The organism is Oleidesulfovibrio sp., assembly GCF_047973035.1.
GTDB lineage: Bacteria > Desulfobacterota > Desulfovibrionia > Desulfovibrionales > Desulfovibrionaceae > Oleidesulfovibrio.
On record NZ_JBKEBF010000011.1, the window covers coordinates 37510 to 60357 of the forward strand.

The 22848-nt window shown below is 52.6% G+C and carries 21 protein-coding genes and 2 pseudogenes; 18 read left to right on the forward strand and 5 right to left on the reverse strand.

Annotation, left to right across the window (positions count from 1 at the left end):
* Positions 1 to 4: 4 nt before the first annotated feature.
* The 6 genes and pseudogenes from ACK5LI_RS02815 to ACK5LI_RS02840 all read left to right on the forward strand — a co-directional run.
* Positions 5 to 628, forward strand: coding sequence for a gamma-glutamyl-gamma-aminobutyrate hydrolase family protein (locus ACK5LI_RS02815; RefSeq protein ID WP_416946117.1), 624 nt, complete (start codon positions 5 to 7; stop codon positions 626 to 628).
* Positions 629 to 1381 (forward strand): NTP transferase domain-containing protein, encoded by a 753-nt coding sequence (locus ACK5LI_RS02820; protein WP_416946118.1) that lies wholly within the window; start codon positions 629 to 631, stop codon positions 1379 to 1381. It begins immediately after the preceding gene.
* Entirely contained in the window at positions 1381 to 2148 is a 768-nt protein-coding gene (locus tag ACK5LI_RS02825) for a class I SAM-dependent methyltransferase (RefSeq protein ID WP_416946119.1), read from the forward strand. The genes ACK5LI_RS02820 and ACK5LI_RS02825 overlap by 1 nt, the downstream gene beginning before the upstream one ends.
* A 1-nt stretch (position 2149) precedes the next feature.
* Positions 2150 to 2707, forward strand: a complete 558-nt coding sequence (locus ACK5LI_RS02830; protein WP_416946120.1) for an adenylyl-sulfate kinase — start codon at positions 2150 to 2152, stop codon at positions 2705 to 2707.
* Between the two features lie 54 nt (positions 2708 to 2761).
* The gene (locus ACK5LI_RS02835) at positions 2762 to 3892 is read left to right on the forward strand and encodes a hypothetical protein (protein ID WP_416946121.1); all 1131 of its coding nucleotides are present in this window, start codon (positions 2762 to 2764) and stop codon (positions 3890 to 3892) included.
* Positions 3893 to 4150: 258 nt separating this feature from the next.
* Positions 4151 to 4441 (forward strand): annotated as a pseudogene (locus ACK5LI_RS02840) (IS5 family transposase); the annotation flags it as partial.
* A 357-nt stretch (positions 4442 to 4798) separates the two neighbouring features.
* On the opposite strand, the pseudogene ACK5LI_RS02845 reads toward ACK5LI_RS02840, so the two are convergent.
* The 5 genes and pseudogenes from ACK5LI_RS02845 to ACK5LI_RS02865 form a co-directional block, all read right to left on the reverse strand.
* A pseudogene (locus ACK5LI_RS02845) lies at positions 4799 to 4996 on the reverse strand (hypothetical protein); the annotation flags it as partial.
* 577 nt (positions 4997 to 5573) lie between these two features.
* Positions 5574 to 6368 carry a fumarylacetoacetate hydrolase family protein gene (locus tag ACK5LI_RS02850; RefSeq protein ID WP_416946122.1) on the reverse strand — a complete coding sequence of 265 codons (795 nt, stop codon included), beginning with the start codon at positions 6366 to 6368 and terminating at the stop codon, positions 5574 to 5576.
* Positions 6369 to 6460: 92 nt separating this feature from the next.
* Entirely contained in the window at positions 6461 to 8125 is a 1665-nt protein-coding gene (locus ACK5LI_RS02855; protein ID WP_416946123.1) for a ribonuclease J, read from the reverse strand.
* A complete protein-coding gene (locus ACK5LI_RS02860; protein WP_416946124.1) occupies positions 8110 to 8853 on the reverse strand; it encodes a lysophospholipid acyltransferase family protein in 744 nt (247 codons plus the stop codon). The genes ACK5LI_RS02855 and ACK5LI_RS02860 overlap by 16 nt, the downstream gene beginning before the upstream one ends.
* Positions 8854 to 9039: 186 nt before the next feature.
* Entirely contained in the window at positions 9040 to 10830 is a 1791-nt protein-coding gene (locus tag ACK5LI_RS02865) for a hypothetical protein (protein WP_416946125.1), read from the reverse strand.
* A gap of 348 nt (positions 10831 to 11178) precedes the next feature.
* Between ACK5LI_RS02865 and rpsB the strand changes: the two genes are divergently transcribed.
* The 12 genes from rpsB (at position 11179) to tsaB (ending at position 22763) form a co-directional block, all read left to right on the forward strand.
* A complete protein-coding gene (rpsB, locus tag ACK5LI_RS02870) occupies positions 11179 to 11952 on the forward strand; it encodes a 30S ribosomal protein S2 (RefSeq protein WP_416946126.1) in 774 nt (257 codons plus the stop codon).
* Between the two features lie 23 nt (positions 11953 to 11975).
* The gene (gene tsf / locus ACK5LI_RS02875) at positions 11976 to 12842 is read left to right on the forward strand and encodes a translation elongation factor Ts (protein WP_416946127.1); all 867 of its coding nucleotides are present in this window, start codon (positions 11976 to 11978) and stop codon (positions 12840 to 12842) included.
* A gap of 163 nt (positions 12843 to 13005) precedes the next feature.
* Positions 13006 to 14166, forward strand: coding sequence for a DegT/DnrJ/EryC1/StrS family aminotransferase (locus ACK5LI_RS02880; RefSeq protein ID WP_416946128.1), 1161 nt, complete (start codon positions 13006 to 13008; stop codon positions 14164 to 14166).
* Positions 14163 to 14933, forward strand: coding sequence for a glycosyltransferase family 2 protein (locus tag ACK5LI_RS02885; RefSeq protein ID WP_416946129.1), 771 nt, complete (start codon positions 14163 to 14165; stop codon positions 14931 to 14933). Before ACK5LI_RS02880 ends, ACK5LI_RS02885 begins: the two co-directional genes overlap by 4 nt.
* A gap of 62 nt (positions 14934 to 14995) precedes the next feature.
* Complete coding sequence (gene pyrH, locus ACK5LI_RS02890; RefSeq protein WP_416946130.1) at positions 14996 to 15712, forward strand: UMP kinase; 717 nt, start codon at positions 14996 to 14998, stop codon at positions 15710 to 15712.
* Between the two features lie 5 nt (positions 15713 to 15717).
* Complete coding sequence (frr, locus tag ACK5LI_RS02895; RefSeq protein ID WP_416946131.1) at positions 15718 to 16272, forward strand: ribosome recycling factor; 555 nt, start codon at positions 15718 to 15720, stop codon at positions 16270 to 16272.
* Positions 16273 to 16466: 194 nt separating this feature from the next.
* A complete protein-coding gene (locus tag ACK5LI_RS02900) occupies positions 16467 to 17198 on the forward strand; it encodes an isoprenyl transferase (protein WP_416946132.1) in 732 nt (243 codons plus the stop codon).
* Complete coding sequence (locus ACK5LI_RS02905) at positions 17195 to 18004, forward strand: phosphatidate cytidylyltransferase (RefSeq protein WP_416946133.1); 810 nt, start codon at positions 17195 to 17197, stop codon at positions 18002 to 18004. Before ACK5LI_RS02900 ends, ACK5LI_RS02905 begins: the two co-directional genes overlap by 4 nt.
* 30 nt (positions 18005 to 18034) lie before the next feature.
* Positions 18035 to 19510 carry a pyridoxal phosphate-dependent decarboxylase family protein gene (locus ACK5LI_RS02910; protein WP_416946134.1) on the forward strand — a complete coding sequence of 492 codons (1476 nt, stop codon included), beginning with the start codon at positions 18035 to 18037 and terminating at the stop codon, positions 19508 to 19510.
* A gap of 4 nt (positions 19511 to 19514) precedes the next feature.
* Positions 19515 to 20738, forward strand: a complete 1224-nt coding sequence (dxr, locus tag ACK5LI_RS02915) for a 1-deoxy-D-xylulose-5-phosphate reductoisomerase (RefSeq protein WP_416946135.1) — start codon at positions 19515 to 19517, stop codon at positions 20736 to 20738.
* A 62-nt stretch (positions 20739 to 20800) separates the two neighbouring features.
* Positions 20801 to 21889: an RIP metalloprotease RseP gene (gene rseP, locus ACK5LI_RS02920; RefSeq protein WP_416946136.1), complete on the forward strand. Its 1089-nt coding sequence runs from the start codon at positions 20801 to 20803 to the stop codon at positions 21887 to 21889.
* Between the two features lie 16 nt (positions 21890 to 21905).
* Complete coding sequence (tsaB, locus tag ACK5LI_RS02925; protein WP_416946137.1) at positions 21906 to 22763, forward strand: tRNA (adenosine(37)-N6)-threonylcarbamoyltransferase complex dimerization subunit type 1 TsaB; 858 nt, start codon at positions 21906 to 21908, stop codon at positions 22761 to 22763.
* Positions 22764 to 22848 lie beyond the last annotated feature (85 nt).

Here is a 22848-nt window from a genome sequence, read left to right on the forward strand (position 1 = left end):
AGCCATGAACAGAAAAAACACAAAGCAAACACGCCATGTGCTGGCTGTTTCTCAACGGATTTGCGTCACACCACATGAAGTACGGGATGCTCTGGCACAGGATTGGGCACGCTTTTTATCCGAAGTGCTTCCTGATGCTGTCTGGGTTCCTGTTCCCAACGGACTTTCTGATGTCACAAAATGGTTTGACGGCTTTTCTTTTACCGGTCTTATTTTAACAGGCGGTGAGGACTGGAGTGTTTTTCCCCATCGGGATAGCACTGAAGGGGTTCTTTTTGCAAAAGCCATGCGTGACGGCTTACCAATTCTGGGAGTTTGCCGAGGCATGCAGATTATCAATCGCTTTCTCGGAGGTACTGACCTGCATGTACCTGATCATGTTGCTGTCAGGCATTCTGTAATGTTGACCACAGAAGAGGTGCAGAAAGTTAATTCATTTCATGCACGGGGAATTACTGATAACACGCTTGCCCCCGCTCTTCTGGCAACAGCATTGGCAAGTGACGGCACTGTGGAGGCTTTCGAGCATTGCACAGCACCGGTGTACGGTATGATGTGGCACCCCGAACGTGAAGCAAAGCCTCATCCTAACGATATCAAACTGTTCAGACAGTTCTGGAGTCAGTGAATGAGCACAGTGGCAGTGATACTGGCAGCAGGACGTGGTTCCCGTATGCGTACCAGCACGGCAGATCGCCCCAAATGCTTACTGGAACTTGGCGGCCGCCCGCTTTTACATTGGCAGCTGGATGCGCTGGCTGCAGCCGGCATAGAGCGCACGATTGTTGTCCGCGGCTATATGGCAGAAACTCTGCAAGGCAATTTTGACGTTGTGGACAACCCGCGCTGGATACAAACAAACATGGTTCAATCTTTGCTCTGCGCGTTTGCGGCATTGGGTAAAGAGGACGCTCTGGTTGCGTATGCGGACATAGTATACCGCGCACAACATGTACGTGATCTTATGGCAAGTTCAGGCGATATTGCGCTCAGTTATGATGTGGACTGGCTGCCGCTGTGGACAGCACGCAACGAAAACCCTCTGGATGATGCCGAAACATTCCGCCAGCAGGACGGACTACTTCAGGAAATAGGCAATAAGCCGAGAGGGCTGGACGAGGTTGCCGGTCAGTATATGGGCCTGCTGAAGCTGAGCTGTGTAGGAAGGCAGCGTATCCTTGAATATGTCACCGCTCTTCCGCAACTCGAGGCAGATGCTTTGGACATGACCTCGTTATTACGCGGTCTGCTACAGTCGGGATGTGCAATACACACTGTACCGGTTCATGGTGGATGGTGTGAATGTGATACAGAGAGCGACTTGGAAATATACGAAAATTTACTATCACAAAAAACGTGGCAACACGACTGGAGACAATGATGGATCACGGAAATTTTACCGAGTTGGCAGAAAAATATTCACAGTATCGTCCGGGGTATTCTCCGTTTGTACTTGATATTTTCCATAAGCTGGGTACAGAACTCAGCCCGTCACCTCGTTGTGCAGATGTGGGCGCAGGCACTGGTATCTGGACGCGTCAGCTGGCTGCTGCTGGCATACAGGTTACAGCAGTTGAGCCCAATGATGCCATGCGCAGTGAGGGAGAAAAGCTTAACGGCAACCTGTCTGTTTCATGGCAAAAAGGGGCAGCCGAGGATACCGGATTAGACGGTGCGGCATACCATATGGTCAGTATGGCGTCAGCATTCCACTGGGCTGATTTTGACACTGCAGTGCAGGAATTTTCTCGGATTTTACAGCCTCGGGGTGTCTTTATGGCACTGTGGAATACCCGCAAGTGGGAAAGCAATCCCCTGCTGGTACGCATTGAAAATCAACTGCATGATCTTGTTCCGGAAATGAAGCGTGTGTCTTCCGGAAGATCGGAATTTTGTAACAACCTGACGGAATCGCTAAAGGCCCGGCCGGAGTTTGACGATGTCGTCTATCTGGAAGGATGTCACGTTGAATTACAGTCTGTTGAGCGCTACATCGGTCTTTGGGAAAGCGTGAACGATGTACGTGTTCAAGCCGGCCCCGAGCGCTTTGCATCCTTTTTGGATATAATCCGCAAAGAGACAGAATCTGTGGACGTTATTGAAGCTGAATATCTTACCCGTGCATGGATTGCGCGTCGTAAAAGCTAGTATGGCAAATTCAGGTTCTGTCGTTTGGATAACGGGTCTTTCCGGAGCAGGTAAAACGACTATTGCCAGAGCTCTTGTGGCACGTATGCCTGGCGCAATATTATTGGACGGTGACGAGTTACGGGCAGTACTGGGTGCTGCGTCTTCTTCGTTTGAATACGAAAAACGCAAGGAGCTGGCGTTCACCTATGCACGGCTTTGCAAATTGCTGGCAGAACAAGGCCTAACCGTCATTATTGCAACCATCTCGTTGTTTCATGACGTACACGCGTGGAACAGAGCGCATTTGCCCAGCTATCTGGAAGTCTTTTTGGATATTTCAGAAGAGATTCGACAAGCCCGTGACCCCAAGGGGCTGTATGCTGCTGCTCAACAAGGTCATATACGTCACATGGCTGGAATGGAAACTCCGGTGGAAACTCCACTGGCACCTGATCTGGTAATCACTGCCTCGTCACACGATACGCTGGAGGCAAATGTCCAGTGTCTGCTTGACAGGATACAGGCGGCTTCCTCTGCGACTGGCTGTAGTCCATGTAAGCTGGTGGCTGATTCATAATAGAATGTTTTTTAAGAGAGAGCACTAGTTACTCTGTAGGGTGTTCTCTCTTTTATGCATCGTACCATTCTTTACAACACATACTTTAGTAAAAGGTCCCTGGCTGCAAATATGTTCCATGTAACGTCCGCTCAACTTGCCCAACCAGAATTTTATGTTGCTTCTCCACATGGTGCGGGTTTGCAGTCTTTTCTTTACTATTTACGCCTAATGGGTATCCCGAGCACCTACTGGTGGGACCAAGAAAAATCTTTCGCTGCCATACGCAGGCAACATTCTGTGTGTGGCTTTACCATCGATTGCAGACTATCTGTTGGGGAGCATGACCCGTTTCAGCAATACTTGTCTGCACACAGGCCGCTTTTCGGGCTTTCTCGTGACCCTGTCAATATTATAGTAACTATTCTGAATATGCAGCTAGGTGATGCATTGATCGAAGGTGCAAGAACAAACAGCATCGAACGTGTTGCTGCACAATGGCACGAAAAGCTAAGTACGATTGATAGCTATAAACCAGTCATTCATGGAAAATATTACTTTCCATACAGGGCGATAATGCGGCGTGTGCAGAATCCTGATGCGTGCTATATTATTGATACAAGCGATTTACTCCCTGATGACGTTATAAAAACAATGTCAGATGTGTACTATAGAATTACAGGCACACAATATTGCAATATTGAACATTTATCTGAAATTATGCGCCGTTCATATAATAACTTTCAAAACAGGGCATGGTCACGATTTATAAATGACTTTACCATCTCCGTAAATAACGTGCCGGTAAAAGTAATGTTGACACCTGCTCCTGTTGCTGACTTTCATTTACCTTTTCATGGCTGCACACAGTTTCATGCGTTCCGTTACAACAACGAAGATTATGTGATGGGGCTTTTAATCAATCCGGCAGGCCAGAACATAGCTCAAGAGTTCTATGCGCATTATGCAAAGCAGATAGAGTGCTTTGTTGATACAGGCAAAAGAACAGTGGCGACGGCAACGCAGTATTTTGAGCAATTACGAATTACTGTCGATGACATCATTCAACTTTTTCAACAGAATAAAGACAAAGTTGCTGGTCTTATCAAAATGCAGCAAGCAACACGCAGATATTTTCAGAATGAGCTACATCACCATGCAGACTGGAAGTGTTTTGACAGGCTTTGTCAAAAAATGGATGAATAACGCGTCGCACCCAGGGATCAGGGTACAAACAAAACGCAATGCTGCTGATAGAAAACACCTGCAGCCTGATGACCGAATCAGTTGATAATCGGGCTGGATTCTTACCATGAACAGAATGCTGCTAGGCGACGAAGATGTACCCCATTACAATACTAGCTATCAGGGCCGGAAACTCAGGAGTGCATTCCCCTGAGCTAGATAGTGTCGTCAAATTTAAAAAATTGTGTTAGCTTCCTCCAAACAGAGCATGGAGGGACAATGCAGGCACACAGACGACACGACATTAGCGACAGGGTGTGGGACACCTTAAAGCCGCATCTTCCCGGGCGCAAAGGCTCAGTCGGTCGCCCCGCAGCAGACAACAGGTTATTCATCAACGCGGTTTTTTGGATACTCCGCACAGGCGCACCTTGGCGCGACCTCCCCCCTGATTATGGGCACTGGAAAAACACGCAACGCAGATTCTGCCGATGGCGAGACCGCGGAGTGTGGGAAGGGCTGCTGGAGGAGTTAATGGGGGAACCCGACTTTGAATGGCTAATGATCGACATCTAAAGTAAATGTAAAAAAACCGCCTGCAACGGCACTCTTGCAAAAAAATAACCAGAAAAGGCGAGCCAGAGGTTGGAATAACCAGAGAAAGTAACAGAATCCAAATTGCCCTTCCATCAGACGGAGTTCACCTATGTAGTCTTTCAATTTCAAGACAAGTTACTAAACTCAGTGATACAAAGAAGTTGGATATCCTTGCCTATTCGCTCCATCATCATTTGCAATACCACCGCACACGCTCTAAAATAGTCTCTCCGCGATAGCACTTGCACTTGAACTCATACATTGTGCAGCTTTTTTTGGTTAAAAAAAATGATTTCATAGCGTTTCCGCAATATGTGCAACAGTGTCAGCCTACTTCACTGGCTTCCAGACAGAGGTCTGCCGTTGCGCTTCAGCTATCTGGGCGGGGGTCATAAGGCGGACAATCTTGTCGCGGGTTTCTTTTGCTGGCTCAACCCCTTCTGCCTCTGCAAGATTGACCCACATGTAAGCCTTGACGTAATCCTGCGGTACTCCTTTACCGGTATAGTAACAAAATCCAAGGTTGAACTGCGCTTTCGCATAGTTTTGCTCCGTCGCCTTTCGATACTACCTCACGGCTTCAGTGTCGCTCTGTGGCACACCTAGACCGGAGGCGTAACGAAGCCCAATGGATAGTTGCTCCCAGCCGTGGTTCTGCACCGCCTTTAGTCTATGTTGTGGCAGTTCATTAGTGCCATTGACAGCGCTTGGCGAACACGCGGCACACAAGAACAGCTCCAAGCACAACATCAACGCGAATATCTTGTATTGCGGCATCTATATGCTCCATAAGCACTTTCGTTACTTTTTATATCTTGGGCACCCTACAAAACGCCGTACAGATTGGTCAAACAGTTCCCGCTGCATTTTCTATATAGCATACTCTCACCTTGACAACTAAAGTTATCCCCGCAGCACCTGCTCTTCACAACGTGAAGATGTTTTCTTAAGGCCCACAAATGAATCAGTAAGTGAGTCAATGCGGAAGGAGACATCTTTGCTGCAAATTAACCTGCTATAAAGTCGCATCGAGTTCAGGTCCTTGCTAAAAAAAAGCCGCCTGCAACACGTGCACGCGGCCAAAAGAAGTCTCAACCATCACTTCCTACTGAACCGGAATCTCTCCGGCACCTTCTTCCGGTACATCATCGCCGGATTCACGAAGGGCAGGGTTTATCAGCAAGCCCACGCCTTCAATCTCGACCCGCACGTCATCCCCGTCCTGTATCGGGCTGACGCCTTTAGGGGTTCCAGTCAGAACAAGATCACCCGGCAATAGCGTCATAACCTGAGAAATCGCAGCTACGACCTCATGCGGTGAAAAAATCATATCCGCCGTATGGCCTTCCTGCCGCACCTCGCCATTCACAACAGCCCGGATGACAAGATCAGAGGGATCAGCCACTTCGGTTTCAATCCACGGCCCCACAGGAGCAAAGGTATCAAACCCCTTGCAACGGCCGAAGAGCCCGTCCCGCTGTTGTAGATCGCGGGCGGTTACATCGTTGGCGCAGGTATAGCCGAAAATATGCGTAGGGACATCTTCAGGAGTAATATTTCTGGCAGCACGCCCGATAACGATGCCCAGCTCAGCCTCATGGTCAACGCGCTGCGAGGCTACCGGCAACACGATAGCCTGCCCGCTGCCGATGACGGAGCTTGGTGGCTTTAAAAAGAATACAGGCTCAGACGGAATCTCAAAGCCGATCTCTTCCGCATGATCTTTAAAATTCATTCCCATGCAGACTATTTTTGATGGTGTGACCACGGGCAGCACAGTAATTTCTTCAAGTGAGATCGGTTGCTCAAGCCCCAGCTGCGGATTAAGGCAATACACATGGTTGCCATCCAGACGGGCATAAAAAGAATGACCGTTAAATCTCACCCTTAGAACACGCATACAACTGACTCCTTCACAGGTCGCAACAGGACGAACGCAAGAGGCGTGACGACAGACCTATGCTTTGCCGCCATAGCGGTTCCGGCATCCGCTTAAACAAGAGTTACCATCGGTACCACTACCGGATCGCGTTCCAGAACCTTACGGAAAAACCGCCGCAACGTACTACGAATTTTATCCTGCAGGTGGGTAACGTCGCCCGGAGGAATGTTTTCGCACAAATCAAGAATGATGCATTTGGCATCTTCCAGTACATGATTAAAATGTTGTTCGAAAACAAAGCCTTTGGAAACGATATCCGGTCCGACAAGAATTTCCCATGTATTTTCGTCTACCACCATCACTACCACGACCATGCCCTCGCCGCCAAGGATATGGCGTTCACGCAGAACAGATTGTCCCACGTCGCCCACACCTTTGCCGTCCACGAGTACACTTTCCACATTGACATGCTCTTCCAGCTGAATACTGCCGGGGCGCAGCGTCAACGGATCGCCATCCTCAAGAATTAAAGCATTCTCTTTAGCCACACCGCATTCCACAGCCAGACGACAGTGCTTGACCAGATGCCTGTATTCGCCGTGAACCGGTACAAAATACTTGGGCCGCACGGTTTGCAGCATCACGCGCAGCTCTTCGCGGTGAGCATGTCCGGATGCATGGATAGCCTGAACTTTATCGTAGTAAACCTCTGCGCCAAGGCGGTACAAATTATTGATAAGGCGGGTGATGGCGCGGGTATTTCCGGGGATAAACCGTGAAGACATGATAACAGTATCGCCCGGATGAATATCAAGCAGCTTGTGCTCGCCGGATGCAATGCGTGAAAGCGCCGAGAACGGCTCTCCCTGCGAGCCGGTAACCAGCAGCACCACTTTTTCATCCGGCAGCCCGCCGATATCAGTAGCCTCTACATACGTACCGCCGATAATCCTGAGGTACCCGAGATCACGTGCCAGCTCGACATTATGTACAAGGCTGCGTCCGGACACCGCCACCTTACGGCCATAGCGGGCGGCAATGTCAAACACCTGCTGGATGCGCTGTATGTGGCTGGAGAACAACGTAATGACTACGCGCCCCTTTGCCTGAGAAAAAATGCGGGTAAACGTGGTCTGAATTTCCCGCTCAGTAACGGAAAAACCTTCACGTTCAATATTGGTGGAGTCCGAGAGCAACAGATCAACGCCGTCTTCCTGTGCAAACGTCTTGAACGCTTCAAGGTCGGTAAAATGACCGTCCAGCGGGTCAGGGTCGATCTTGAAATCACCGGTATGCACAACACGACCGGCTGATGTTTCCACTCCCAGTCCGTACCCTTCGATGATGGAATGGCAGACGGGGAAAAAGTTGAATGTCATATCGCCGATGGTGCAGGGAGCTTCCGGCGACACTGTAATCAGCTCGACCCTGTCCAGCAGGTTATGCTCGCGCAACTTTGATTCCACAAGCGCCAGCGTGAAGCGGGAGCCGTAGATGGGCACCTGAAGGTATGGCAAAAGCCATGGCAGAGCACCTATATGGTCTTCATGCCCGTGGGTAAGCACAATCCCCAGCATCCGTTCTTTCTGGGCAAGAATATATTCCAGTCTGGGAATAACAACGTCTACACCCAGATGGTAGTCATCGGGAAACATAAGTCCGCAGTCAACCAGAACACTACCTGCCGGAGTACTCCAGACGGTGCAGTTAAGCCCTATCTCGCCACAGCCGCCCAGCGGCGTCAAAGTCAGATATGGTTCTACATTTTCGGACATGAACGCATCTCCTGATAGGTGCTTTCCATCGTGTCACGCAGAGCATTACTGAATGCGTTTTTATCACGTTCGCCATAGGCAGAAAGGTCAAACGGAGGCAGGGCGCGCAAGTATACGTCGCGGCGTGTGCCAAGAATAAGCTTGCCGGAAGGCAGCAGGTCGGCAGTACCTTCAAGCACCAAAGGAACAACAGGCAACCCCGCACGTAAAGCTATAAGCGCACCACCGGCGCGAAATTTTCCAAGAGTACGAGGATCCTTATTCCGGGTTCCTTCCGGAAAAACAATCACGGAGCGGCCTTTTCCGGCTACCGAAACAGCAGCGTCCATGCTGCGGACAGCTTTGCGCGGATTATCACGATCTACACCGATATGCCCTCCGGCGCGAAGGCATGCACCAAAAAAGGGAATGTCCAGCAGGCTCTGCTTAGCCATAAATACAGGATGCCATGCTTCGGCAGCCTGCATGACCAGCGGTATGTCAAAATTGCTTTGATGATTTGCCACAAAAACCAGAGGCGTTCCTTTCAGTTCGTCAGGAATAGCGCTCAGGTCGGCATGCAGCCGGATACCTGCAAGACGCAGAACCATGCTCAGCCACCAGACGGATGCCCTTCGCACCCCTTCACCACCGGGGTCAAGCCTGTTGCGCAGCAGCAATACGGGAATCGTACCAAGTGTAACAAAATAAAAAGAAGTATAAAACCAGATAGTTCTCAATAATTGCATTAATAAAAAATCCAGATAGCGGAAGACAGAAATAAAAGCAGCATGAGCCATAATAAGGGTGCGGTCCCCGCAGACCGCAGCCGCTATATGCGGCTGATACCGTTCCCCCCGCTATCAACCGCGTCAGCACGCTATCGTAAATACTGGCGACAAACAAGAGACGAACAGAGGCCTTTTCGTGCAGGCTTAACCAAGCAGAGAACCAGCGCTGCCATAATGACCCGGGCGGGCAGATTCATGGGCGAGACAATGTAAAGCGATACGGTACAAGAGCAATTCTGCCATACGCTCATCGACAGGCGACTGTATACCCCGCCTGCGCAGTTCAGCTACACTTTCACGGCAGACGTCATCCGGCAACATATCTACCAGTTCCACTGCACGAGCTAAAAACCGGCTGCGCTGCCAGTCAAAGTTAATACCCGCCGAGCGCGCCACACGCCACGGCAACACGCACTTCAGCCAGTTCCAGACATGCTGTGTATCGAAGGTGCCAAGGTTGGAAAGTTTGCCACCGGACAGATAGGGGTTTTTATTCATCTCAGGGTAATGCCGTTCGATCAGAGTGTTATACAAGCGCTGATCTCCTTTCAGCAATGCCGAAAGCCTGAAAGTATGCTCCCAGTATTCACGCGAGCTACCCAATGAAAGACAGATGTTCATATCGGAGTAGGCAGTGTATGGATTGACTCCTGTCCGGTTGCGCATACGCTCAAGTACATTGAAGCGGCATGAGGCTTCCGCCCCTGTTCCATATTTATCTACGTGAGCAGAAAATGCGGCATATATTCCGTCCATAGCGGCCGTAAAAAAGGCATCAGAAAAAAGTCGCGCACCTGCGCGCCACATGACTCCATCCTGCGTCATACAACGCCGCCTGAGCAACTCGCCAAAGTCAAAGGAAACGGCTCCGGCTCCTAGCAGGTTTCCTGCAAACAGCCCTTCCCAGATGCCCTGCCCGCCGACAGGCACCACCCGCCGAACACCACTTATAAAAAGATACAAGCTGCGCGTTGATACGCCGGAGGCAAGCACGTAGTCGAGATATTCCCGTGTGCTGAAAAAGTCATCGGGCATTCCCCATTCCGTACGGGACAGGCGGTATTGTCTGGCAACCCTTCTGGCAATACGTTTATCCGCACCGGCAGCATCTTCAGGCTGTTGCACCAGAATTGCGTGCGGACGCCTGCCCTGCCTTGTCACTGCAGCCACTAGCAGGCGCGAGTCATACCCGCCGCTGAGCAGCACCTGCGCTTCGGGAAATGACGCAGAAAGCACCTTAGCCTCGGCATCGAGCACACCTGCCAACAGGTCAGCAGTCTGTGCAACTCCCACGGTGGTGTCAGCTTCTGGCAACGCCCAGTAAGGGGATGAGGACTGACAACCTGATCCGGCTGTCCACCGAATAACAGTAGCGGCTTCGACCCGTTCGATTCCCTGAAGCATTGTCTGGTTGCCCACCATATGCCCCATAGCCATCAGTGCGCCGAATCCCGCGGGGTTCACCGCCCTGCAGGAAGGCGCAGCCAGAGCCACGGCGCGAATCTCTGAAGCAACGCATAGCGACTCACCTTTCGCGTCTATATATAATGGATACATCCCATGCGGGTCAGAAGCTACAAGCCATACTCCGGAGCGTCTGTCATGCCAGACTGCGCAGAATACACCATCCAGCGCAGTCAACCAGTTGCGGATGCGCTCTTCATCTGCCAGCACGTCATCAGAAGGAGCTTTAAGAGCGGCCACGCCGCTGCCGAGTGTCACCCCGCAGACCACAGCAAAAGAATTGCCCGAAGGATGGCGGAAGACGTGAACATCCTTGCCTGCCGCGCTGACTCCGGCAGAACCAATGGCACCGTCTTCCAGCACAAGTGACCTGGATTGCCGATGCCCCTGAGCATCCAGCATTCTTTGCACCATAATCTGGTCATCAATCTGGTCATTAGAGCCACCTGAGGCGAACAAGGCAAATTTCATTGAGCTCTCCGCAATAGGTAAAACAGAAATGCAGAAGAAGAACTTCGTAAACAGAATTTCTCAAGCTATCATATCGCAAGCAAGCTTGTAATATTATCAACAACACAGTTTATTTGTAACCCACCATAAAAACGATGCAAACACAATCTCTTAAAACGTATCGCTGTCGTTGTACAAAAAAGCCTGCCCGATTATGCTTGCCAGAGAACTTGAAAAGGCGTATGAGGCACTGTTTTCACAATTAAGCACACTCCGGTAACAGCCCAGGGTGCCCGTTCTTCGTCGGTCAGACGTTCCGGGTCGAGGGTAATGCCCGGTGTGGAAGAAACAAAACCCAGGAGAATCCTAATGGCTTACGTAACTATGAAAGGAATGCTGGAAACCGGCGTTCACTTCGGCCACCAGACCCGTCGTTGGAACCCCAAGATGGGTACCTACATTTTCGGCGCCCGTAACGGCATCCACATCATCGACCTGCAGCAGACCGTAAAGCTGTTCCGCACCGCGCACGACAAAGTTGTCGACACCGTGGCCCGCGGCGGCAAGGTGATCTTCATCGGCACCAAGCGTCAGGCTCAGGAAGCTGTGCAGACCGAAGCCGGTCGCGCCGGACAGTACTACGTTACCAACCGCTGGATGGGCGGTACTCTGACCAACTTCCAGACCATCCGTAAAAGCATCGATCGTCTGAAAAAGCTCGAAGCTATGTTCGAAGACGGTTCCGTTAACCGTTACCAGAAGAAAGAAATCCTTCGCCTGCGTCGCGAAATGGACAAGCTGAATCTGGTTCTCGGCGGTATCAAGGACATGGAAGGCCTGCCCCAGCTTGCCTTCATCATTGACCCCAACCGCGAAGACATCGCTGTTAAAGAATGCCGTCGCCTTGGCATTCCGATCGTAGCTGTGACCGACACCAACTGCGATCCCGACCTGATCGACTACGTCATTCCCGGCAACGACGACGCTATCCGCGCCATCAAGCTGTTCGTAGGCCACATCGCTGATGCATGCCTTGAAGGTGAAGCAATGCGCAAGGAAGGCAAGAACGACAACGCTGAAGAGGCCATGCAAAAGGCCGCTGAAGCTGAAGCCGCTCCCGCTGCCGAAGAATCCGCTGAATAACGAAGCCCTCAGGAGTTTTTGATATGGCTGCTATCACTGCCGCAATGGTTAAGGAACTGCGTGAGAAAACCTCCGCAGGCATGATGGACTGCAAGAAAGCCCTGCAGGAATGCGATGGCGACCTCAACAACGCCGTTGACTGGCTGCGCCAGAAAGGCCTTTCTAAAGCAGCCAAAAAAGCAGGACGCGCCACCTCTGAAGGTCTTGTAGGTTGCTACGTGTCTGAAGACGGCAAGCTTGCCGGCCTTGCAGAACTCAAGTGCGAAACTGACTTTGTTTCCCGTAATGAAAAGTTCATTGCTCTGTCCGCCGATCTTGCCAAGCAGGTGGCTACCACCGGTTCGCTTGACGAAGCCGCACAGGCCAGCGTTAACGACATCATTGCAACACTTGGCGAAAACATGGCCGCCGGCCGTACCGCTCAGATGGCTGTTGCCGGAACCGGCGCTATCGGAAGTTATGTTCACTCCAACGGCAAAATCGCCGTTCTCGTAAACATGACTTTTGAAAAGGCCGAAACCGCCGCCAACGAAGTTTTCCAGGAATGCGCGAAGAACATCGCCATGCAGATTGCAGCAAGCAACCCCGCTGCTCTCAGCCCTGAAAAGATCGACGCCGAAGTCATCGAGCGCGAGCGCGGTGTATACCGCCAGAAAGCACTCGACGAAGGCAAGCCCGAAAACATCGTCGAAAAGATTGTCGACGGCGCCATCAAGAAGTTCTACAAAGAAGCTTGTCTGCTTGAGCAGGCATACATCCGTGATGACAAGATGAGCATCAACGACCTGCTTACCCAGACCGGTAAAGCAGTTGGCGATTCCATCAGCATCACCGACTTTGTACGCTTCCAGCTTGGCGAAGATGCTGCCGCGGAATCCGAGGAAGCATAACAACAAGCTATCCGATAAAAAATGGGGGCAACTTTGCCCCCTTTTTTTTGATACAGGCGATACCCTGCGTGCTGCCTGCCCCGCTGCACTGCTTGAAAGCAACGCCCCGGCGCTGACAACCCACAACACGCACTCACCCACAACGTAACGGAGCCCGCACACAATGCGTGAGTCCTTTCTGGTTTTCGGACAACCTCTTATCGAACAGGACGAAATAGACGAAGTCGTAGGCTGCATGGAAAGGGCATGGATCGGTACCGGCCCCAAAGTACATCAGTTCGAACGCGACTTTGCCGCATACAAAGGGGTAGCACATGCAGCAGCAGTCAACTCCTGCACCGCTGCTTTGCACCTTGCCTGCTTAACTCTGGACCTGAAGCCCGGTGATGAAGTCATTACTACTGCAATGACATTCTGCGCTTCGGTTAACGCCATTATCCATGCAGGCGGCACCCCTGTGCTTGCTGACGTTTCACCAGAAACGCTCAATATTTCCGCTGAAACAATCCGTCCTCATGTCAGTCCCCGCACCAGAGCAATCATGGTAGTGCACTACGCAGGACGTACATGTGACATGGCCCCCATCATGGCTCTGGCTGAAGAACACGGCCTGAAAGTCATCGAAGACTGCGCCCACGCCATCGAAACCGAATACCACGGACAGAAGGCTGGCATTATCGGCCATATCGGATGCTTCAGCTTTTATGCCACCAAAAACATCGTCACCGGTGAAGGCGGCATGATTGTATCCAATGATAAAGCTGCCATCGACCGCTGCAAAATAATGGCGCTGCACGGCATGAGTGCGGACGCCTGGGCCAGATTCAGCGATGCGGGCTACAAGCACTATCAGGTTGTGGATCACGGATTCAAATACAACATGATGGACCTGCAGGCTGCCATGGGCATCCACCAGCTGACCCGCGTGGAACAATACTGGCTGCGCAGAAAAGAAATCTGGCAACGCTATAATGAAGGTCTTGCCGGTACCGGCATCGGCCTGCCCGCCGCTGACGAAGCAGGCACCCGTCATGCCTACCACCTGTACACCATACGTGTGGCACAGGAATGCTGCGGCGTGGAACGCGACGCCATGCTGGAAGCCCTGCGGGCACATAACATAGGCGTAGGTGTGCACTATCTTGCCATCCCTGAGCACCCTTACTATCAGAACCGGTTCGGCTGGAAGCCGGAAGATACTCCGATTGCAGTGGCTTATGGCCGCGAAACGGTCAGCCTGCCGCTTTCTCCGAAACTGTCGGACAGCGACGTTGATGATGTCATCGAGGCAATCCGCTCAATCTGCTCGGAATGCACCCGATGAAATCCGGCATAACAGGTCTGGTACTTACGTATAACGGCGAGCGGCTGCTGGACAAATGTCTGGCGTCGCTCGCATTTTGCGACAGGGTTCTGGTCGTTGATTCATTCTCATCGGATAGTACTGTAGCCATTGCCGCAAAGTACGGTGCTGACATACTGCAGAATGCGTGGAAAGGGCCTGCCGCCCAGTTTATCTATGCCTTTAAGCAGATAAACACGGAATGGGTTGTCAGCCTTGATCAGGATGAAATCTGCACCGACGAACTGCGGGATGCTATTCTGAAGGCCACAGCTGCCGCCCCTGCGGAACAGGCCGGTTTTTACACCCGCCGCCGCAACTGGTATTATGACCGGTTCATGAAACACTCCGGCTGGTACCCTGACAGACTGCTGCGCGTCTTCCGCCCTGAGTTGATGAAGGTGGAAGTCAGCGGAGCCCATTATTCTTTTCATCCACAGGGGCCTACGCAAAATATCGAAGCTGATATTTTGCACTACCCGTATGAAAGTTTTTCCCAGCATCTGGACAAAATCAACTCCTATGCGCAGCAAGGAGCAGAAGACTTGCGGCGCAAAGGCACAAAAGGTGGTATACTTGCGGGCATGGGCCACGGCTTTGCCCGTTTTATGAAGCTGTACCTTTTCCAGAAAGGTTTTCTGGACGGGCGTGCAGGTTTTATTAATGCAACGCATGGCGCATTTTACGCCTACCTCAAATACTTACGTGTAGAGGAAGGCAACTGGGGCGCGCCATACGATAAGCGATAAAACAGAATAAAACACCGGCCGATAACGGCCGGCGAAGCTAAACAAGATTGAGGAAAGACACAATGAGCGGACTTAAGTATAAACGCGCGCTGATCAAGCTGAGCGGCGAAGCGCTGGCCGGAGACAAAAAGTTCGGTATTGACCCTGAAACTGTTTCGAATATATGTCGGGAAATCGCCGAAGTACTGGAGATGGGGCTGCAGGTCTCTCTGGTTATCGGCGGCGGCAACATTTTCCGCGGGCTTTCCTCATCCGCCAAGGGCATGGACAGGTCGTCTGCTGACTACATGGGCATGCTGGCAACAGTACTCAACGCCGTTGCAGTACAGGACGCACTGGAAAAGCTGGGCCACGCCACACGCGTGCTTTCAGCCATTACCATGCAGGAAGTGTGTGAACCTTACGTCCGCCGCCGTGCAGAGCGTCACCTGGAAAAAGGTCGCGTGGTCATCTGCGCTGCCGGAACCGGCAACCCCTACTTTACTACCGATACCGCCGCAGCTTTGCGCGGTATGGAACTGAAGTGCGATGTCATCATCAAGGCAACCAAGGTTGACGGCGTATACGACAAAGACCCCATGCAGCATGATGATGCGGTAATGTACCGTAACCTCAGCTACATTGACGTACTGCAGAAGAAACTGCGCGTCATGGACTCTACCGCCATCAGCCTTTGCATGGAAAATAACGTGCCTATCATCGTCTGCAACATGTACAAAGGCGGCATCAAGCGTGCCGTCATGGGCGAAGATGTGGGAACCATAGTACAAGGAGGCTAACTTTCATGGATACTATCCTGCTCGATGCTGAAGAACGTATGGAAAAAGCCATTGCCGCTCTCGACCGCGAATTCGGCCGGCTGCGCACCGGACGTGCCTCAACCTCGCTCGTCGATTCCATCAAAGTTGACTACTACGGGACACCTACTCCCATTAACCAGCTGGCATCCGTGGCTGTACCCGACAGCCGCACTCTGACCATTCAGCCCTGGGACCGCGGCGCTTTTAACCTTGTGGAAAAAGCCATCATGCAGTCCGATCTGGGCCTGACTCCGGTTAACGATGGCAAAATTATCCGCATCTCTATACCGCCCCTCACAGAAGAGCGTCGTAAAGAACTGGTAAAGCTTGCTAAAAAATACACCGAAGATGCCAAAGTTGCTGTGCGTAACATCCGCCGCGATGCCAACGAACAGATAAAGAAACTGGAAAAAGATAAAGAAATTACCGAAGATGATCTGAAGCACGGTCAGGACGAAGTGCAAAAGCTGACTGACAGCTACGTAGCCAAATCCGACAAGGTGCTGGCTACTAAAGAAAAAGAAATCATGGAAGTATAGCTGCAACTTCCGGTCGGCTACAACCGTCCGTAAAATGCACTGACAGATAGCAAACGCCGCCGGAGGCATTTCCGGCGGCGTTTTGCTTGACTCTGTCAGACAGATAGCTGCCACCCTTGACCCTTTACAGTTATAGGGGTACAAGATACTGTTTTCACTACAACAACTACTACAACAATTTCAAGGAGTTACCCTTGACCCAACATAAGCAAGGCCCCGAGGAGGGTCTGCCACAGCACATCGCCATCATCATGGACGGCAACGGCAGATGGGCCACTGCAAGGGGGCTTTCGCGCAGCGAAGGGCATAAAGCCGGAAGCCGCGCGGTTCGGACCATAGTCACCCGCTGCAGAGAGCTGGGAGTAACACACCTTACTCTCTACGCTTTTTCGCAGGAAAACTGGGGGCGCCCCAAAACGGAAATCGGCTTTCTGTTTGACCTGCTGGTATCTTTTCTGCGTGATGAACTACCGGCAATGGAGCGGGAAAATATCAGGCTTTCCGTTTTCGGAGACATAAGCGCCTTGCCTCTTACTTCACGTAAAGCTCTGGAACATGCTATGTCGCGCACGGCAAACAACAGTGCTCTGCACCTTAACTTGGCGCTTAACTACTCGGGCCGCGCCGATATTGTACAGGCTTGCAGAAAACTTGCCGCAGCAGACACCAAGCCGGAAGATATCACCGAGCAGACAATCAGTGACAATCTGTGGACGGCAGGTCACCCTGATCCTGATCTGGTTATCCGTACCAGTGGAGAAATCAGGCTTTCTAATTTTCTGTTGTACCAGAGCGCCTACAGCGAATTCTATTTTACCGATATCCAATGGCCCGATTTCGGCAGCGAGGAACTGGACGCAGCATTGGCGACCTTCCGCTCCCGTAGCAGACGCTTCGGCCGTACCGAGGAGCAAAAAGGCTCATGATCAGCTCTCACCACAAACGTATTTTAACTTCACTCCTTCTGCTTCCTGTTCTTGCCGGCGGGCTTTTTATGGGGGGGTGGTTCCTTTTTGCGCTGATTCTTGCTGCCAGCACGTTAGGTATGCGTGAATTTTACGGTATGTTCTGGGAACGCGGCACCCGCCAGTCATTCAAGCTGCTGGGCTATGCAGCTGGTGCGGCCTTGCTGCTGGCTGCCATGTATAACTCGTACGGCTGGATGCTCGGCATCCTTGTAGGAACATTCTGGGTGGGTTCACTAACCTTTCTTGGCAGCTATGGCCGTGGTAAGGACAATGCCTGCTTCCGCGAAACACAGATTCTGGTTCTGGGTGTTATGTACCTGCCGCTTACTCTGCATTTCGCGCTGGGTATGCACCCTGAAGAATTGCTTCTGGTTCTGGGCGCAGCGTTCGCGTCAGACACCGGCGGTTACTATGCCGGAACACTGTGCGGCAAAAGGCGTATATGGCCCCGCGTCAGCCCGAAAAAAAGCTGGGAAGGAAGCATCGGCGGGTTTATACTGTGTGCTGCAATCTGTATGCTGGCAGGCGTTACGTTCGGCAACCCCGAAACGACCATCTGGGCTTGGCTTCTGCTTGCCCTTCTGCTTAACGTGGCTTCGCAGATGGGGGACTTCTTTGAATCAGCCCTCAAGCGCACGCAAGGCGTCAAAGACTCCGGCAGCGCCCTGCCCGGTCACGGCGGCCTGCTGGACCGCATAGACAGCCTGTTGCTGGTGTTGCCTGTTTATGCGGCAGCACGCTGTGTTGTTCCGTTTTTCCTGTAACGCGTCGCCTCCACGCAAGGACACCTTTTCATGACCCATAACGGATTCGAGACGCTTGATCTCGACAATCTTGAACGACACCTTCAAAGCGCGGCAAAACTTATCGCCAGACGTATCAGCAACATCACATCCGATCCTGTCAAAAAAGATGTGACGTTCGAAGAACTTGCTTCAATTATTCCGTCAGACTTTCCGACAGAAGGCCTGGGACCGCAAGCCGTTATCAACGAAGTGGCACAGCATATCGAACCTTATTCCACCAAAATCGGCCATCCGCGGTTTCTGGCATGGATAACCACAAGCCCCGGACCGGCAGGCACTCTGGGGGATATGCTCTGCACAGGGCTTAATCAGGCTCCGCTAACCTTCAAAGGCGGCCCTGCAGCCACCGTACTGGAAGAAATCGTCCTAAGCTGGTTTGCCGGGATGTTCGGTTTGCCACAGGGGTATGGCGGTACCATTGTCAGCGGCGGAACCATGGCCAACCTGATGGGGCTTACCGTGGCCCGACGAGCCCATGCACCAGAAGTACGCCAGAAAGGTATGCAAGGGCTGGACAGGCCGCTGGTGATGTATGTATCTGATCAGGGGCACATGTCCGTCTCGCGTTCTGCCGTACTACTGGGGATAGGCGAGGACAATGTCCGTGCCATTCCCAGCGACGAGCATTTCCGTATGCAGCCCGATGCGCTGGAAAAAGCCATCAGGCTGGATCGGGATGCGGGCCTGCAGCCTTTCTGCGTTGTCGCGCAGGCAGGCAGTGTCACTACGGGAGCAGTCGATCCCATGCATGCTATCGCCGACATCTGCCAGCGCGAAAAACTGTGGCTACATGTCGATGCAGCTTATGGCGGCGCCGCAATGCTGGCTGATGAACTGAAGGGGAAACTCAGCGGTATCGAACGCGCCGACTCCATCTGCGTTGACCCGCACAAATGGTTTTTTGTTCCTCTGGAGTGTGGCATCACACTTTTTCGTAACAGAGAACAGCAGCTGGACACATTTCGGGCCAAAGCATCATACCTTGGCGAAGAAAATCCGCACGATCTGAAAAATACAACGTTTATCCTTTCGCGTGCCAACCGTGCGCTGAAGGTATGGTTTGCCTTTCGTACATACGGCAAAGCACGCCTTGCGCGTATCATACTTCGAAATGCCCGACTTGCAGCAACATTGTATGATATGATGCAGCAACATGCAGACTGGCAGCCCATAGCACCGGTTGAGCTTTCCATAGTCTGCGGGCGTTATACTCCCCGAAAAGCCTGTGAAGCAGGCTGGAGTGAACAGCAGATAGATGCCCTGCAACTGGCCATGCTGGAAGAGCTGGAACGAAGCGGCGCCGCGCTGCTCACCCCCGCCTCCGCCGGAGGCAAGATCGGCATCCGCGTATGCGTGGCGAACCACCGCACCACACCGGAAGACCTGCAACTTCTTTTCAACACATTGACTGCCATCGGCACCCGTCTTGTCGAATCGCAGATTTTCGCAACCGTAAAGGACTAGCGGCATGAATGGCTACATATCCCCCCTACCGGATGCCCCTTGGTGTGTCCGTTTTCCCCGCACGCTAGTTCTGCTGGGCAGCACCGGTTCCATAGGAACCAGTGCACTGAAAGTAATAGATAAGCAGCCGGAGATTTTTCGAATCGCGGCCTTGGCCGGTGCCCGCAATGTAACCTTGCTTGCCAGACAGGCAGCAACATACAAGCCAGCCCATCTGGCTGTGCTTGATGCGCAGGCCGCAGACCAGTTACGGCAGCTGCTGCCGGCCGGTTACACCCCTCAGATCCACATCGGGCAGGAAGGATATGAATTTCTGGCAACTCTGCCCGAAGCGGACTGTGTACTTTCCGCGCAGGTAGGAGCTGCAGGGCTGCGTGCCACTGTGGCAGCAGCAAAGGCCGGCAAAGTAATCGCCCTTGCCAACAAAGAGTCTCTGGTCCTTGCGGGTGATCTAATCCGCAGTATCTGCAAACGCACAGGCGCCAGTATTCTGCCCGTAGATTCTGAACATAACGCAATCTTTCAGGCAATGCAGGGGCACGATACCGCAGAGGTTCGTCGGATAATCCTCACAGCTTCGGGCGGGCCGTTCCGCGGCCGCGACAAGGCCTTTCTGCAGTCCGTTACACCGGAACAAGCGCTCAATCACCCGAACTGGAGCATGGGTGCAAAAATTTCCATCGATTCCGCAACGCTGATGAACAAAGGGCTGGAGGTTATCGAAGCCTGTCACTTGTACGGCGAACCGCTGGAAAAGGTCGAGGTTGTCGTGCACCCGCAGTCCATCATCCACTCGCTGGTAGAATACAATGACGGTTCGCAGCTGGCCCACATGGGACCGCCGGACATGCGCATTGCCATTGCCTACTGTATGGGGTGGCCCCGCGTGATGCATACGGGAGTAGCTCATCTGGACCTTTTATCAGTGGGCAGCTTGACCTTTGAATCGCCGGATATATCTCTATTCCCGTGCCTTGATCTTGCGCGGCAGGCATTTGCAGGCGGCAACGGTCTGCCCGTGGTGCTGAATGCAGCAAATGAGGTAGCAGTGGACCTGTTCCTGGACGGCAAAATAGCGTTTCTGGACATACCGGAGCTCATTCACAGCGCCATGCAAAACCACTGCAGCGCACGACACGACACGACCTATGACTGCGTAGATTCAATTCTCGCACTGGATAATACTACACGGCGCACCACGGCCGAGCTTGCGGGCATCCGCGGCTAGGAGCGCATTTCAGGCAGTCTATTTCAGGCTGCACCACTTCGGAACCCGCGCGGAATAACTCTATGGTAAGCACCCTTTCCGTCATTCTTGTGCTCGGCGGCCTCATATTCTTTCATGAACTTGGGCACTTTACCGCTGCACGCAGCCTCGGCATCGGGGTAAAAACATTTTCTCTGGGTTTCGGCCCGCGCCTTTTCGGATTCCGCAAGGGCCAGACAGACTATCGCCTCGCTCTTATTCCGCTTGGCGGTTATGTTCAACTGGTAGGCGAACAGGATGAATCTGACGTCCCGGAAGGCTTTACCGTAAAGGAAAGCTTTGCACTGCGTCCTGCATGGCACCGCATGATCGTCATTGCAGCAGGTCCGCTTTTCAACTTTTTGCTGGCATGGCTTATCTACTGGGGACTTTTCTGGGCACAGGGCCAGATGTATCTGCTGCCCGAAGTAGGCGGCGTACAGGAAGGCAGCCCCGCGCAGCATGCAGGACTCCAGAAGGGTGACCGCATCCTGAGCATTGCAGGCCGCACCATTGAATACTGGAGCGATGTGTCTGACACCATCGGCTCCGGCGACGGTTCCCCCATCGAAATAGCCCTCAGCAGACCTGCTTCTGGAGGGGCTGCGCCGGTGACTATGAACATCACCGTCACTCCCGAACAGCAGCTGCGCAAAAACCTGTTCGGAGAAGATGAACGGGCACTGATTATCGGCGTACATGCTTCCGGCGCAACATTGAACAAGCCAATGGGGCCGATCGATGCCCTTGTTGCCGGTGCCGGAAATACATGGGGCATGATTGCGCTTACCGGGCAGGGCTTTTTAAAGCTGTTCCAACGCGTTGTACCGCTTGATACCGTCGGCGGTCCCATCATGATTGCCCAGATGGTTACCGAACAGGCAGAAAACGGCCTTTCACCGCTGCTGGCACTTACCGCCCTGATCAGCGTCAACCTTGGCCTTCTTAACCTGCTGCCTATTCCTGTGCTGGACGGCGGACATCTGCTGTTCCTGTCTCTGGAAACTATTTTCAGGCGGCCTGTTCCGCAACGTATCCAGAACTTCACGACACAGGCAGGTCTGGTGCTGCTGCTTATGCTGATGGTGCTTGCCACGTTTAACGACGTCGTCCGGTCATTCTTCAGCGAATAGAAACGGAACTGACAACATGACTACGATAAATTCGTGCCCCGCACCTGAAGCAGACCTCACCCTTGTCATCAATGCGGCAGAAGGGCGCCTGCAGGTTGTTGCCGGTTCAGTGTGTCCGGCGCAGCCGGGTGACACCTCGCTGCTGTTCAGCTTTGAAATGACAGTTCCCCGTCAGGGTACGGAAGTGCTGGCACCTGCAATCCATGACGCCATGAGCCGCATGCGTGTTTCCATGAAAGAAATCAGAAGGATTGCTGTGATAAACGGGCCAGGCGGCTTTACCGGTCTGCGCCTTGCTCTGGCAACCACACTGGGCCTGTCACGGGCTCTTGCCGTGCCTACAGCCGGTATTTCGTACACCGAAGCACTGGCTACGGACGCGGCGCAGGTGCTGGCTGCAACCGGCACTACAACCGAAAGCGGAAAACCTGTGCTCTGGGCCATTCTGCACGCACGGCGCGATCAGGTAATGGTTCAAGGATTTACCCTGCAAGCAGACGGTCAAACAGCCCCATTGCAGCAGGTCACCACATTCAGTGTATCCGAAGCCAGCCGCCATATTGTCGCTTTGACGCAAGGCAACAACGGCCATGCGTATTTTTTCGGCAGCGGCCTGCGCAGAAATATGCAGGCTATTAAAGAAGCGATGACGGCCAGCACTCTGCCATGCACAATGCTGCCTTCGCGCTTTGATCATGTCCGGCCTGAAACCATGCTGGCCATGACCACCCACGCACAATGGGACCATGAACCGGTAGAACCCGAATATGTCCGGGGGTGCGATGCAGAAGAAAATCTACCGCGCCTTGCTGCCGCACGCGGCATGGAACCGGAGCTGGCAGTGAAAACCCTGCGGAAGCTTACCTCCTCATAATTGTTTCCTACAAAAACATAAAAAAGCCGTCCTGCAGGGCGGCTTTTTTATGTTCCTCTGCTTACCTGCCCTCTTGCCGGACGGG